The organism is Pseudomonas sp. 09C 129 (genome assembly GCF_002843625.1).
In the GTDB taxonomy this organism is placed as follows: domain Bacteria; phylum Pseudomonadota; class Gammaproteobacteria; order Pseudomonadales; family Pseudomonadaceae; genus Aquipseudomonas; species Aquipseudomonas chlororaphis.
This window is the reverse complement of sequence record NZ_CP025261.1, coordinates 975,622-989,119: the sequence shown is the minus strand read 5'-3', so window position 1 is coordinate 989,119 and position 13,498 is coordinate 975,622. Positions and strand designations below refer to the sequence as shown.

Sequence of the window (13,498 nt, the reverse complement as noted above, 5' to 3'; positions counted from 1 at the left end):
GTCAAGGCCCGCAGGCTACGACTTTGGGCCAAGAGCCACGGAACACAAGGGATAGACTGTTCACAATCGAAATAAAAAATGTCTACAATTTTTTATTTATTGAACCATCTGGAACATTCCGGGATGGGTCAACGGCAACATCCAGCGCGCCTGACCCGATTTCAAACCACCCTTGCGTGAACGGTCGAGCACCCAGCCGCGCGCCTCGATCTGCCGCCCCGGCAGGCGATCCAACTGCACGCCAGCGAATTGGCCAAGCAGATTGGGTGCAATGCGCAATACAACCGAATCCTGCAATTCGATCCAGACACCGCCCCGATTGCGTTGCACCTTGCTCACCCGACCACTGAGCAGCGCAAATCCGGAGGCCTTTATCTGATCCGCTTTCAGTACAGACGATTGCCGCCACAGCCCCAGCCGGGCCTGCCGGGCGCTACGCTCGGCGGCTTGCTGGCAGTTGAACAAATCGACGTTCGGCGCGACCGCCACCTGGTAGCCCAGGCCCTCGGCAAGCAATTGCGCCTCAAGGTTGGCGCCGTCGGCACCATAGACATGGGCCAGGGTCCGCCCATAGTGATCCCTGCTTTCCCGACCGGGAAGCAGGCCGACTCGACCGTTGCTGGCCTTCACCAGCGCCTGCAGGCGCTGGCGGGCGGCAACCGCGAAGGGCTCGTCGGTGCGGCCTTTCTTGCCCAGTTCCGGCGCATTGAGGCCGATCATGCGCACGCTGCGGCCATCGACGAGACGCAAGGTGTCGCCATCGACCACCCGCTGGACCTGCACAGAGGCCAGCCCGACCGGCGCCGGGCAGAACGCCTGGGCGCTGGAGAGCCAAATCGCGGACACAAAAAAGGCGCCCGCAAGGGACGCCTTTTTCATCAGCGAGGAGAAGCTGAAACAGCTTTCCAGACCGATCAGCCTTAGGCCTTTTTCGCGCCGAAAGCGCCGAAACGGTCGGCGAACTTCTGAACGCGGCCGCCGGTATCCAGAGTCTTCTGCTTACCGGTGTAGAACGGGTGGCATTCGTTGCAAACGTCGATCGCCAGCGGCTTAGCGAAGGTCGAACGAGTTTCGAACTTGTTGCCGCAGCTGCAGGTTACGGCAACTGCTGGGTATTCTGGATGGATATCGGCTTTCATGGTGTCTTCCTCAGGCTAGCGTGCCGCCACCCAACACTATTGTTGAATACCGCACGTAATTAGGCCGCGGATTCTACCAGACCTTTGCGATCACGCAAGCTGTCCCTTGCACCGACCGTCTGCTAGGCTCCGGGCCTTCTTCACCGCCCGTTCAATGAGATTTCCCCGCGTGCCCGACGCCATTTTGCGCCTCGCCCTGCCCTCCCCCCTGCGCCGCCTGTTCGATTACCGGGCCCCTGCCGGCGTACTGCGCACCCAGCTGCATCCGGGCATGCGCCTGCGAGTGCCATTCGGTCGCCGGGAAATGATCGGCATCCTGGTCGAGGCCACGGACAGCAGCGAAGTCCCGGTCGATAAACTCAAACCGGCACTGGCCCTGCTGGACGCCACCCCGCCGCTGCCGCCCGCGCTGTTCAAGCTGTGCCTGTGGACCGCGCAGTACTACCAGCACAGCCTCGGCGATACCCTGAGCTGGGCGCTGCCGGTCCTGCTGCGCCAGGGCGAGCCGGCCGAGGCCCGGCAAGAACGCTTCTGGTCGGTCAGCCCCGGCGCCAGTCTCGACGACCCACGCATCGCCCGCGCCCCACGCCAGCGCGAAGCCCTGGCGACCCTGGCCCAGCACCCTCACGGCGTCGCCCACCAGTTACTGAGCAAGCTGATGCTGAGCAAGGACAGCCTGGACCTGTTGCTGGCCAAGGATCTGGTGCAGGTGGAAGTCCGCCGGCACGCTCCGGGCGAACGCCACGAACATTGGCTGGCCCAGCCGGAACTGCCGCTCAACAGCGAACAGCGCGCCGCCTATGAGGCCATCCGCTCCGGCTTCGACAGCTATCACGCCTTCCTGCTGGCCGGGGTCACCGGCAGCGGCAAGACCGAAGTCTATCTGCAGCTGATCCGCGAAACCCTGGAAGCCGGCAAGCAAGCGCTGGTGCTGATCCCGGAAATCAACCTCGGCCCGCAGACCCTGGCGCGCTTCGAACAACGTTTCAACGCCCGCATCGCCCTGCTGCACTCGGCGGTCAACGACCGCGAGCGCCTGGATGCCTGGCTGGCAGCCCGCGACGGTGAGGCCGACATTATTATCGGCACCCGCTCGGCGCTGTTCACGCCGATGAAGAACCCCGGGCTGATCATCATCGATGAAGAACACGACGGCTCCTATAAACAGCAGGAAGGCCTGCGCTACCACGCCCGCGACCTGGCCCTGGTCCGCGCCCGCCAGGAAAACATCCCTATCGTGCTGGGCTCCGCCACCCCGTCGATGGAAAGCCTGCACAACGCCTACACCGGCCGTTATGGCCTGTTGCGGCTGAACGAGCGGGCCGGTGGCGCCAAGCAGCCGCGCTTCCTGCGCCTGGATGTGAAGAGCCGGCCGCTGGACAGCGGCATTTCCGGCCCCATGCAACAAGCCATCGGCCAGACCCTGGCGGCAGGCCAGCAGGTGCTGGTGTTCCTCAATCGCCGTGGTTTCGCGCCGACCCTGCTGTGCCACGACTGCGGCTGGATGTCCGAGTGCGAACGCTGCGACGCGCGGATGACCGTGCACCAGCGCTACGGCGAGTTGCGCTGCCACCACTGCGGTCACTCCGAGCGCGTGCCGCGGCATTGCCCGAAATGCGGCAAGGTCGACCTGCGCCCGGTCGGCGCCGGCACCGAGCGCGCCGAGGAGCGGCTGGCAATCCTGTTCCCGGACTACCCGGTGCTGCGGGTCGATCGCGACAGCACCTCGCGCAAGGACGCGATGAACCAGTTGTTCGCCACCATCCAGAAGGGCCAGCCCTGCATCCTCGTGGGCACCCAGATGCTCGCCAAGGGGCACCACTTCCCGCGGGTGACCCTGGTCTCGATCCTCGATGCCGACGGCGGCCTGTTCTCCGGCGACTTCCGCGCCAGCGAACGCATGGCGCAGCTGATCGTCCAGGTCGCCGGGCGGGCCGGGCGGGCCGAAGAGCCAGGCAAGGTGATCATCCAGACCCACCTGGCCGACCACCCGCTGCTGGTGCAGCTGACCGAGCAAGGTTACTTCGCCTTTGCCGAGCAGGCCTTGAGCGAACGCCGCGCCGCCGGCCTGCCGCCGTTCGCCCATCTGGCGCTGCTGCGCGCCGAGGCGCACAAGCCGGGACAGGCCGAAGGCTTCCTCGACGAAGCCTGCGGCGAGGCCGAGCGCTTGCTGGCCGAGATGAACCTGGGCGGTATCGAATTGCTGGGGCCGGTACCGGCGCCCATGGAGCGCCGCGCCGGGCGTTATCGCGCGCAACTGCTGTTACAGGCCAACGCCCGGGCGCCGCTGCACAAGCTGTTGAGTCACTGGCTGCTGGCGCTGGAACAGATGCCCAGCGGACGCCAGGTACGCTGGTCGCTGGATGTTGACCCTGTGGACCTGTATTGATAGAAGAACGGCCATCTCAGGCAAGCGCACCTCTGTAGGAGCGAGCGGGCGGCGATCCGACTTGTCCGCGATAAGGCCCGAACAGCCACCGCACAGCCGGCTATAGTTGGCAAGCCCGTCTTCGCAACGGATAATGCCCAGTTTTTCCACCTGCGCATCGAAGCGCCGCCGCGCCAGCGGTTGAAAGAGAAGACCATGAAAGACACCATTCGCCAGCTCATCCAGCAAGCCATCACCCAACTCGTCACCGAAGGTGTGTTGCCAGAAGGCCTGACGCCGGCGATCCAGGTAGAAAACTCCCGCGACAAGACCCACGGCGACTTCGCCAGCAACATCGCCATGATGCTGGCCAAGCCGGCCGGCATGAAACCACGCGACCTGGCGGAAAAGATCATCGCCGCCCTGCCCGCCGACGAACAGGTCAGCAAGGCCGAGATCGCTGGCCCCGGCTTCATCAACTTCTTCCAGAACACCCAGGCCCTGGCCACCCGGCTGGATGCCGCCCTGGCCGACGCCCACCTCGGCGTGCGCAAGGCCGGCGCGTTGCAGCGCACCGTGGTCGACCTGTCGGCACCGAACCTGGCCAAGGAGATGCACGTCGGCCACCTGCGCTCGACCATCATTGGCGACGGCGTGGCGCGGGTCCTGGAGTTCCTCGGCGATACCGTGATCCGCCAGAACCACGTGGGCGACTGGGGCACCCAGTTCGGCATGCTGATGGCCTACCTGCAGGAAAACCCGATCACTAGCGACGAGCTGTCGGACCTGGAAAACTTCTACCGCGCCGCCAAGCAGCGCTTCGACGAATCCGAAGAGTTCGCCGACCGTGCCCGCGGCCTGGTGGTCAAGCTGCAGGCCGGTGACGCGGACTGCCTGGAACTGTGGACCAAGTTCAAGGACATCTCCCTGTCCCACTGCCAGAAGATCTACGAACTGCTGAACGTCAAACTGACCATGGCCGACGTGATGGGCGAAAGCGCCTACAACGACGACCTGATCAACGTGGTCAACGACCTCAAGGCCAAGGGCATGCTGGTCGAGAGCAACGGCGCCCAGTGCGTGTTCCTCGACGAGTTCAAGAACGCCGAAGGCGAGCCGCTGCCGGTGATCATCGTCAAGGCCGACGGCGGCTACCTGTACGCCACCACCGACCTGGCCGCCGTGCGCTACCGCAGCGGCAAGCTCAAGGCCGACCGCGCACTGTACTTCGTCGACCAGCGCCAGGCCCTGCACTTCCAGCAAGTGTTCGCGGTGGCCCGCAAGGCCGGCTTCGTGACCCACCCGATGGACATGGAGCACATGGGCTTCGGCACCATGAACGGCGCCGACGGCCGTCCGTTCAAGACCCGCGACGGCGGCACCGTGAAGCTGATCGACCTGCTGACCGAAGCCGAAGAGCGCGCCTACAGCCTGGTCAAGGAAAAGAACCCGGAGCTGGCCGAGGCCGATCTGCGCAACATCGCCAAGGTGGTGGGCATCGACTCGGTGAAATACGCCGACCTGTCCAAGCACCGCACCAGCGACTACAGCTTCAACTTCGACCTGATGCTGAACTTCGAAGGCAACACCGCGCCTTACCTGCTGTACGCCTACACCCGCGCCGCCGGTGTGTTCCGCAAGCTGGGCAAGGACTTCAGCGAAGTGCAGGGGCAGATCACCCTCGAAGCCGCCCATGAGCTGGAGCTGGCGGCCAAGCTGGCGCAGTTCGGCGAAGTGCTGAACGGCGTGGCCGACAAGGGTACACCGCATATCCTGTGCACCTACCTGTACGACGTGGCCGGGCTGTTCTCCAGCTTCTACGAGAACTGCCCGATCCTCAGTGCCGAATCGCCGACGCAGATGCAGAGCCGCTTGCGCCTCACCGAGCTGACCCGTCGTACCCTCAAGCAAGGTCTGGAATTGCTGGGCCTGAAAGTTCTGGAGCAAATGTAAGTTGGCTGCCAAGAAAAAACCTGCACCCAAGCGTGGCGCCAGCCGTTACCAAGCTCCTGCGAAGCAACCGATTCCGGGTTGGTTGTGGATGGCCATCGGCCTGGCCGTGGGCGCCTTCATCGTGTTCCTGATGAAGCTGGAGCCAGGCAAGGGCGGTGACAGCGTCAAGCGCGAGCGGCTGGAGCAACAGAAAACCACCAAGATCGCCGAGGCCAACAAGACCCCGCCGAGCCCGCAGCAACCGGTGAAGCCGAAGTACGACTTCTATACCCTGCTGCCGGAATCGGAGGTGATAGTGCCGCCGGAAGCCGTGCCGGAAAAAACCCTGCCGACGCCGCAGACTGCGCCAGTGGTTCCGACCACCCCGGTGACCCCGGCGGAAGCGGCGAAGATCGATACCGCACGAGCCCAGGCGGCCCTGGCCGGCATCACCCCGCCGCCCGCACCACCGGTGGCGCAGGTGGCGAAGGCCGCGCCGGTGACCAGGTTCTTCCTGCAGGCCGGTTCGTTCCGCAAGCAGACCGATGCCGACAAGGTCCGCGCGCAGATCATCCTGCTGGGGCAATCGGTGTCCGTCGAGTCCGGCACCGTCAAGGACGAGACCTGGTACCGCGTACTGGTCGGCCCGTTCAGCAACCGCGAACAGCTGACCACCGCGCAGAAGCAATTGGCCGGCGCCGGCTTCAGCAACCTGCTGTTACAACAGCGCCAGAGCCGCTAAAGCGGCTGATCGCGAGCAAGTCCGCTCCGCATCCCCTGCAGGAGCGGACTTGCCCGCGATGGCGTCCTCCCCCGGCTTCCACTCTCCCACCAAGAAATACCGCTCGTCCCACAACCCCCGCCGCAGTTGAAAAACCCCGCGTCACCCCCATATGAGTTCCCATCAGGGCATTTTCGCCCCGCAGCGTGGAGACTCTCCCCTTGACCACCATCGTTTCAGTCCGCCGCTTCGGCAAAGTCGTCATGGGCGGCGACGGCCAGGTTTCCCTCGGCAACACCGTGATGAAAGGCAACGCGAAAAAAGTTCGCCGCTTGTATCACGGCCAGGTCATCGCCGGCTTTGCCGGGGCCACTGCTGACGCCTTCACCCTGTTCGAACGCTTCGAAGGCCAGCTTGAAAAGCATCAGGGGCATCTGGTACGCGCCGCCGTCGAACTGGCCAAGGAATGGCGTACCGATCGCTCCCTCAGCCGCCTCGAAGCCATGCTCGCGGTCGCCAACAAGGACGCCTCCTTGATCATCACCGGCAACGGTGACGTGGTCGAGCCGGAAGACGGCCTGATCGCCATGGGCTCCGGCGGCGCCTACGCCCAGGCCGCGGCCAGCGCCCTGCTGAAGAAAACCGACCTGTCGGCCCGCGAAATCGTCGAAACCGCCTTGGGCATCGCCGGCGACATCTGCGTATTCACCAACCACACCCAGACCATTGAGGAGCAGGATCTCGCGGAATAAGCCTGTTTCGGCCATCGCGCCACGGCATTCATTCTTGCTTGAGGACCGCCAATTACTATGCCCATGACTCCCCGCGAAATCGTCCACGAACTCAACCGCCATATCATCGGCCAGGACGATGCCAAGCGCGCCGTCGCCATCGCGCTGCGTAACCGCTGGCGCCGCATGCAGCTGCCTGAGGAGCTGCGTGTCGAAGTGACCCCGAAGAACATCCTGATGATCGGCCCGACCGGTGTCGGCAAGACCGAGATCGCCCGGCGCCTGGCCAAGCTGGCCAACGCTCCGTTCATCAAGGTCGAAGCGACCAAGTTCACCGAAGTCGGTTATGTCGGCCGCGATGTTGAATCGATCATCCGCGACCTGGCCGATGCCGCGATCAAACTGTTCCGCGAACAGGAAATGACCCGCGTGCGCCACCGCGCCGAAGACGCCGCCGAAGAACGCATCCTCGATGCCCTGCTGCCGCCGGCGCGCATGGGTTTCAGCAACGAGGACGCCGCCCCGGCCCAGGACTCCAACACCCGCCAGCTGTTCCGCAAGCGCCTGCGCGAAGGCCAGCTGGACGACAAGGAAATCGAGATCGAAGTGGCTGAAGTCAGCGGCGTCGACATTTCCGCGCCACCGGGCATGGAAGAGATGACCAACCAGCTGCAGAGCCTCTTCGCCAACATGGGCAAGGGCCAGCGCAAGAACCGCAAGCTCAAGATCAAGGACGCGCTCAAGCTGATCCGCGACGAAGAAGCCAGCCGCCTGGTCAACGATGAAGAACTCAAGGCCAAGGCCCTGGAAGCGGTCGAACAGCACGGCATCGTGTTCATCGACGAAATCGACAAGGTTGCCAAGCGCGGTAACTCCGGTGGCGTCGACGTATCCCGCGAAGGCGTCCAGCGCGACCTGCTGCCGCTGATCGAAGGCTGCACCGTCAACACCAAGCTGGGCATGGTCAAGACCGACCACATCCTGTTCATCGCTTCCGGCGCGTTCCACCTGAGCAAGCCGAGCGACCTGGTGCCCGAGCTGCAAGGCCGCCTGCCGATCCGCGTCGAACTCAAGGCGCTGTCGCCGGAAGACTTCGAGCGGATTCTCAGCGAGCCTCACGCCTCCCTGACCGAGCAATACCGCGAGCTGCTGAAAACCGAAGGCTTGGTCATCGAGTTCCAGGCGGACGGTATCAAGCGCCTGGCGGAGATCGCCTGGCAGGTCAACGAGAAGACCGAGAACATCGGTGCCCGCCGCCTGCACACCCTGCTCGAGCGCTTGCTCGAAGAGGTGTCGTTCAGCGCCGGCGACCTGGCCAGCGCCCACAACGAAGAGCCGATCCGCATCGACGCCGCCTACGTCAACAGCCACCTGGGCGAATTGGCGCAGAACGAAGACCTGTCCCGCTACATCCTCTAAGCGGCAAGCCATAAGCTTCAAGCTGCAAGTTGACCGCCGTCATCTTGTAGCTTGCGGCTTGCAGCTTTAAGCTGCCCCCATGACCAGACTTCCCACCGCCATCAACCTGCACAAAGCCTCGAAGACCCTGACGCTGACCTACGCGCCAGACGAGGTCTATCACCTGCCCGCCGAATTCCTGCGGGTGCACTCCCCCTCCGCCGAGGTCCAGGGCCACGGCAAACCCATCCTGCAGTTTGGCAAGATCGGCGTCGGCCTGACCAAGGTCGAACCGGCCGGTCAGTACGCACTGAAATTGACCTTCGACGACGGGCATGACAGCGGCCTGTTCACCTGGGACTACCTGTACCAGTTGGCGGTGCGTCAGGACGATCTGTGGAAGGATTATCTTGCCGAACTTCAAGCAGCCGGAAAGTCCCGCGATCCAAATGAGTCTATCGTCAAGCTGATGCTCTAGATCAGACCTCTGAAGCTTTAGAGGGCATTTTCTAGATTCATCTGTTTGAATGCTGGGCTGCATGGCCAACGATTGGCCTGCTTGCGAAAAAAATTAAACTCGGGTAACCAATGGAGCTGGCAAGTTCCCTGCAGTGTTCTCTGAACAAAAAAGCAGTAATGCAGAATCAACGGTCACCCGAGCAGTAGTACCTGGCATCTTTGCTGTGTGACTACACAGCAGGTCCGGTACTCGTCTCAGGACAATGGAGCGTCGTAGATGAGTAACAAGAATAACGATGACCTGAAACGCCAAGCCTCGGAAAATACTCTGGGCCTGAATCCGGTCATCGGTTTACGTCGGAAAGATCTGCTTACCTCTGCTCGTATGGTGCTGACCCAGGCCATCAGACAACCGCTGCACAGCGCCAAACATGTGGCCCATTTCGGCGTCGAATTGAAGAACGTGATGTTTGGAAAATCGACGCTGCAGCCGGAGAGCGATGACCGTCGCTTCAACGATCCGGCCTGGAGCCAGAACCCACTGTACAAGCGTTATCTGCAAACCTACCTGGCGTGGCGCAAGGAGCTTCACGACTGGATCGGCCAGAGCAACCTCTCCGAACAGGACATCAGTCGCGGCCACTTCGTCATCAACCTGATGACCGAAGCCATGGCGCCGACCAACACCGCCGCCAACCCCGCGGCGGTCAAACGCTTCTTCGAAACCGGCGGTAAAAGCCTGCTCGATGGCCTCTCCCATCTGGCCAAGGACCTCGTGCACAACGGCGGCATGCCGAGCCAGGTCAACATGGACGCCTTCGAGATCGGCAAGAACCTGGGCACCAGCGAAGGCGCAGTGGTGTTTCGCAACGACGTGCTGGAACTGATCCAGTACCGCCCGGTGACCGAACAGGTGCACGAGCGCCCGCTGCTGGTGGTGCCGCCACAGATCAACAAGTTCTATGTCTTCGACCTCAGCCCGGACAAGAGCCTGGCGCGCTTCTGCCTGCGCAACGGCTTGCAGACCTTTATCGTCAGTTGGCGCAACCCGACCAAGGCGCAGCGCGAGTGGGGCCTGTCGACCTACATCGAAGCACTGAAAGAAGCGGTCGACGTGGTCACCGCCATCACCGGCAGCAAGGACGTGAACATGCTCGGCGCCTGCTCCGGCGGCATCACCTGCACTGCGCTGCTGGGGCACTACGCAGCCCTGGGCGAGAAGAAGGTCAATGCCCTGACCCTGCTGGTCAGCGTGCTCGATACCACCCTCGATACCCAGGTGGCGCTGTTCGTCGACGAGCAGACCCTGGAGGCCGCCAAGCGTCACTCCTATCAGGCCGGCGTGCTGGAAGGCCGCGACATGGCCAAGGTCTTCGCCTGGATGCGGCCCAACGACTTGATCTGGAACTACTGGGTGAACAACTACCTGCTGGGCAACGAGCCGCCGGTGTTCGACATCCTGTTCTGGAACAACGACACCACCCGGTTGCCCGCGGCCTTCCACGGCGACCTGATCGAAATGTTCAAAAACAATCCGCTGATCCGCCCCAACGCACTGGAAGTGTGCGGCACGCCGATCGACCTGAAGCAGGTCACCGCCGACATCTTCTCCCTGGCCGGCACCAACGACCATATCACCCCGTGGAAGTCCTGCTACAAGTCGGCCCAGCTGTTCGGCGGCAAGGTCGAATTCGTCCTCTCCAGCAGCGGGCATATCCAGAGCATCCTCAACCCGCCAGGCAACCCCAAGTCGCGCTACATGACCAGCGAAGAGATGCCGGCCAGCGCCGACGTCTGGCAGGAAAACTCGACCAAGCACACCGACTCCTGGTGGCTGCACTGGCAGGCCTGGCAGGCGGAGCGTTCGGGCAAACTGAAAAAGACGCCGAGCATTCTCGGCAACAAGGCGTATCCAGCGGCCGAGGCGGCGCCGGGTACTTATGTTCATGAACGTTAGCCGATAGCAAGCCTGTAGGATCGGGCCGCTTGCGAGCATGCTGCTGCGCAAGCGACTCTCCCCTACAGGCAACGATTCCACCAACAGGGCCAAGGCATGCCTCAACCGTTCATCTTTCGCACCGTCGACCTGGATGGCCAGACCATCCGCACCGCGGTACGCCCAGGCAAGCCTCACTTGACACCCTTGCTGATCTTCAATGGTATCGGCGCCAACCTGGAGCTGGTGTTTCCATTTGTCCAGGCCCTGGACCCGGACCTGGAAGTCATCGCCTTCGACGTACCGGGCGTGGGTGGCTCCTCGACGCCGAGCCGCCCCTACCGGTTTCCCGGCTTGGCCAAGTTGACCGCGCGCATGCTCGATTACCTCGACTATGGGCAGGTCAATGTGGTCGGGGTGTCCTGGGGCGGGGCACTGGCCCAGCAGTTCGCCTACGACTACCCCGAACGCTGCAAGAAACTGGTGCTGGCCGCCACCGCCGCAGGCGCCTTCATGGTGCCGGGCAAACCCAAGGTGCTGTGGATGATGGCCAGCCCGCGGCGCTACATCCAGCCCTCCCATGTGATCCGCATCGCCCCCCTGATCTACGGCGGCTCGTTCCGCCGTGATCCCAACCTCGCCGCCGAACATGCCAGCAAGGTCCGCTCGGCGGGCAAGCTGGGCTACTACTGGCAATTGTTCGCCGGCCTCGGCTGGACCAGCATCCACTGGCTGCACAAGATCCACCAGCCGACCCTGGTGCTGGCCGGCGACGACGACCCGCTGATCCCGCTGATCAACATGCGCATGCTGGCGTGGCGCATTCCCAATGCCCAGCTACACATCATCGACGACGGGCATCTGTTCCTGATTACCCGGGCCGAGGCCGTGGCGCCGATCATCATGAAATTCCTCGAGGAGGAACGGCAACGGGCAGTGATGCACCCGCATCCGACGCCGTTCAGCGGTACGTAGCAAAAAGCGTCTGCCGACAGGATCGTCGCGCGCAGGATGGTTCAGGACCGACTATGGTGTTTGTCTTGGTGTGCTTGTTGATGGCTTGACGAAGGAGTGTTGAAGCATGCGAGACAAACCAACGGCGGGCTCGTTGCCCACGCCCGCCACCTACATCACTGCCCAGAGTGCCATCACCGGCCTGCGTGGCCGTGACTTGTTGTCGACTCTGCGCAGCGTGGCCACTTATGGCCTGCGCAACCCGGTGCACAGCGCCCGCCATGCCTTGGCGCTAGGTGGCCAATTGGGCCGTGTACTACTGGGCGAAACACTGCACAAACCCAACCCCCAGGACAGCCGGTTCTCCGATCCGACCTGGAGCCTGAACCCGTTTTACCGACGCGGCCTGCAGGCCTATCTCAGTTGGCAGAAGCAAATCAAAAGCTGGATCGACGACAGCGGCATGAGCGCGGACGACCGGGCTCGCGCGCACTTTGCCTTCAACCTGCTCAACGATGCGGTGGCACCGTCCAACACCCTGCTCAATCCGCTGGCGATCAAGGAAATCTTCAACTCCGGCGGCAACAGCGTGATCCGCGGCATCGGTCATCTGGTCGACGACCTGCTGCATAACAACGGCCTGCCCAGCCAGGTCACCAAACAGGCCTTCGAGGTCGGCAGGAGCCTGGCCACCACCCCCGGTTCGGTGGTGTTTCGCAACGAGCTGCTGGAACTGATCCAGTACAAGCCGATGAGCGAAAAACAGTACGCCCGGCCCTTGCTGATAGTGCCGCCGCAGATCAACAAGTTCTATATCTTCGACCTCAGCCCCACCAACAGCTTCGTGCAGTTCGCCCTGAAAAACGGCCTGCAGACCTTCATCATCAGCTGGCGCAACCCCGATGTCCGGCATCGTGAATGGGGCCTGTCGAGCTATGTCGAGGCCGTGGAGGAAGCCATGAATGCCTGCCGGGCGATCACCGGCAGTCGTGACGTGAACCTGATGGGTGCCTGTGCCGGCGGCCTGACCATTGCCGCCCTGCAAGGCCACCTGCAAGCCAAGCGACAACTGCGTCGGGTCTCCAGCTCCACCTACCTGGTCAGCCTGCTGGATAGCCAGCTGGACAGCCCGGCGACCCTGTTCGCCGACGAACAGACCCTGGAGGCAGCCAAGCGCCGCTCCTATCAACGCGGCGTGCTTGACGGTCGCGACATGGCCAAGGTGTTCGCCTGGATGCGGCCCAACGACCTGATCTGGAATTACTGGGTCAACAACTACTTGCTGGGCAAAGAGCCGCCGGCATTCGACATCCTCTACTGGAACAACGACAACACCCGGCTGCCGGCTGCCTTTCATGGCGATCTGCTGGACTTCTTCAAGCACAACCCGATGAGTCATCCCGGGGGCCTGGAAGTGTGCGGCACGCCAATCGACCTGCAAAAGGTCACGGTCGACAGCTTCAGCGTCGCCGGCATCAACGACCACATCACCCCTTGGGATGCGGTGTATCGCTCAACCCTGCTGCTGGGCGGCGACAAGCGCTTCGTGCTGTCCAACAGCGGGCATGTGCAGAGCATCCTCAACCCGCCGAGCAACCCCAAGGCCAACTACGTCGAAAACGGCAAGCTCAGCAGCGACCCGCGAGCCTGGTACTACGACGCCAAGCACGTCGATGGCAGTTGGTGGACGCAATGGCTGGAGTGGATCCAGCAGCGTTCCGGCGCCCAGCGCGAAACCCTGATGACCCTGGGTAACCAGAATTACCCACCGATGGAGGCGGCGCCTGGCACCTACGTGCGCGTCCGCTGAATTTCCCCGCGCCGCGGCCCTAGGGTCGCGGCCTGACTGAACAACCAAGA

Annotated in this window: 11 protein-coding genes; 9 read left to right on the top strand and 2 right to left on the bottom strand. The window is 63.1% G+C overall.

Features of this window, described 5'->3' with window-relative positions:
- Positions 1–96: 96 nt before the first annotated feature.
- Both CXQ81_RS04660 and rpmE read right to left on the bottom strand, forming a co-directional pair.
- The gene (locus CXQ81_RS04660) at positions 97–879 is read right to left on the bottom strand and encodes a thermonuclease family protein (RefSeq protein ID WP_101336619.1); all 783 of its coding nucleotides are present in this window, start codon (positions 877–879) and stop codon (positions 97–99) included.
- 41 nt (positions 880–920) lie between these two features.
- Entirely contained in the window at positions 921–1,139 is a 219-nt protein-coding gene (gene rpmE / locus CXQ81_RS04655; protein WP_007925855.1) for a 50S ribosomal protein L31, read from the bottom strand.
- Positions 1,140–1,308: 169 nt separating this feature from the next.
- Between rpmE and CXQ81_RS04650 the strand changes: the two genes are divergently transcribed.
- The 9 genes from CXQ81_RS04650 (at position 1,309) to phaC (CXQ81_RS04610) (ending at position 13,448) form a co-directional block, all read left to right on the top strand.
- Positions 1,309–3,528: a primosomal protein N' gene (locus CXQ81_RS04650; RefSeq protein WP_101336618.1), complete on the top strand. Its 2,220-nt coding sequence runs from the start codon at positions 1,309–1,311 to the stop codon at positions 3,526–3,528.
- A 195-nt stretch (positions 3,529–3,723) separates the two neighbouring features.
- Positions 3,724–5,460, top strand: a complete 1,737-nt coding sequence (gene argS, locus CXQ81_RS04645; protein ID WP_007925862.1) for an arginine--tRNA ligase — start codon at positions 3,724–3,726, stop codon at positions 5,458–5,460.
- A 1-nt stretch (position 5,461) separates the two neighbouring features.
- Positions 5,462–6,181 (top strand): SPOR domain-containing protein, encoded by a 720-nt coding sequence (locus CXQ81_RS04640; protein WP_007925864.1) that lies wholly within the window; start codon positions 5,462–5,464, stop codon positions 6,179–6,181.
- Between the two features lie 200 nt (positions 6,182–6,381).
- Entirely contained in the window at positions 6,382–6,912 is a 531-nt protein-coding gene (gene hslV, locus CXQ81_RS04635; RefSeq protein WP_007925866.1) for an ATP-dependent protease subunit HslV, read from the top strand.
- Positions 6,913–6,969: 57 nt separating this feature from the next.
- Positions 6,970–8,310 carry an ATP-dependent protease ATPase subunit HslU gene (hslU, locus tag CXQ81_RS04630; protein ID WP_007925868.1) on the top strand — a complete coding sequence of 447 codons (1,341 nt, stop codon included), beginning with the start codon at positions 6,970–6,972 and terminating at the stop codon, positions 8,308–8,310.
- A 79-nt stretch (positions 8,311–8,389) separates the two neighbouring features.
- Positions 8,390–8,767 (top strand): gamma-butyrobetaine hydroxylase-like domain-containing protein, encoded by a 378-nt coding sequence (locus CXQ81_RS04625; protein WP_007925870.1) that lies wholly within the window; start codon positions 8,390–8,392, stop codon positions 8,765–8,767.
- A 258-nt stretch (positions 8,768–9,025) separates the two neighbouring features.
- Positions 9,026–10,705 (top strand): class II poly(R)-hydroxyalkanoic acid synthase, encoded by a 1,680-nt coding sequence (gene phaC, locus CXQ81_RS04620; protein WP_087089764.1) that lies wholly within the window; start codon positions 9,026–9,028, stop codon positions 10,703–10,705.
- Positions 10,706–10,801: 96 nt separating this feature from the next.
- Positions 10,802–11,659 (top strand): poly(3-hydroxyalkanoate) depolymerase, encoded by an 858-nt coding sequence (gene phaZ, locus CXQ81_RS04615; RefSeq protein WP_007925872.1) that lies wholly within the window; start codon positions 10,802–10,804, stop codon positions 11,657–11,659.
- 106 nt (positions 11,660–11,765) lie between these two features.
- Positions 11,766–13,448, top strand: coding sequence for a class II poly(R)-hydroxyalkanoic acid synthase (phaC, locus tag CXQ81_RS04610; protein WP_101336617.1), 1,683 nt, complete (start codon positions 11,766–11,768; stop codon positions 13,446–13,448).
- Positions 13,449–13,498 lie beyond the last annotated feature (50 nt).

Excerpts from the sequence above, each read along its gene's own strand:
- hslU (WP_007925868.1), top strand. The coding sequence starts at position 6,970 with ATGCCCATGACTCCCCGCGAAATCGTCCACGAACTCAACCGCCATATC.
- phaC (WP_101336617.1), top strand. The coding sequence starts at position 11,766 with ATGCGAGACAAACCAACGGCGGGCTCGTTGCCCACGCCCGCCACCTAC.
- CXQ81_RS04625 (WP_007925870.1), top strand. The coding sequence starts at position 8,390 with ATGACCAGACTTCCCACCGCCATCAACCTGCACAAAGCCTCGAAGACC.
- CXQ81_RS04660 (WP_101336619.1), bottom strand. The coding sequence starts at position 879 with ATGAAAAAGGCGTCCCTTGCGGGCGCCTTTTTTGTGTCCGCGATTTGG.
- rpmE (WP_007925855.1), bottom strand. The coding sequence starts at position 1,139 with ATGAAAGCCGATATCCATCCAGAATACCCAGCAGTTGCCGTAACCTGC.
- phaZ (WP_007925872.1), top strand. The coding sequence starts at position 10,802 with ATGCCTCAACCGTTCATCTTTCGCACCGTCGACCTGGATGGCCAGACC.
- argS (WP_007925862.1), top strand. The coding sequence starts at position 3,724 with ATGAAAGACACCATTCGCCAGCTCATCCAGCAAGCCATCACCCAACTC.
- phaC (WP_087089764.1), top strand. The coding sequence starts at position 9,026 with ATGAGTAACAAGAATAACGATGACCTGAAACGCCAAGCCTCGGAAAAT.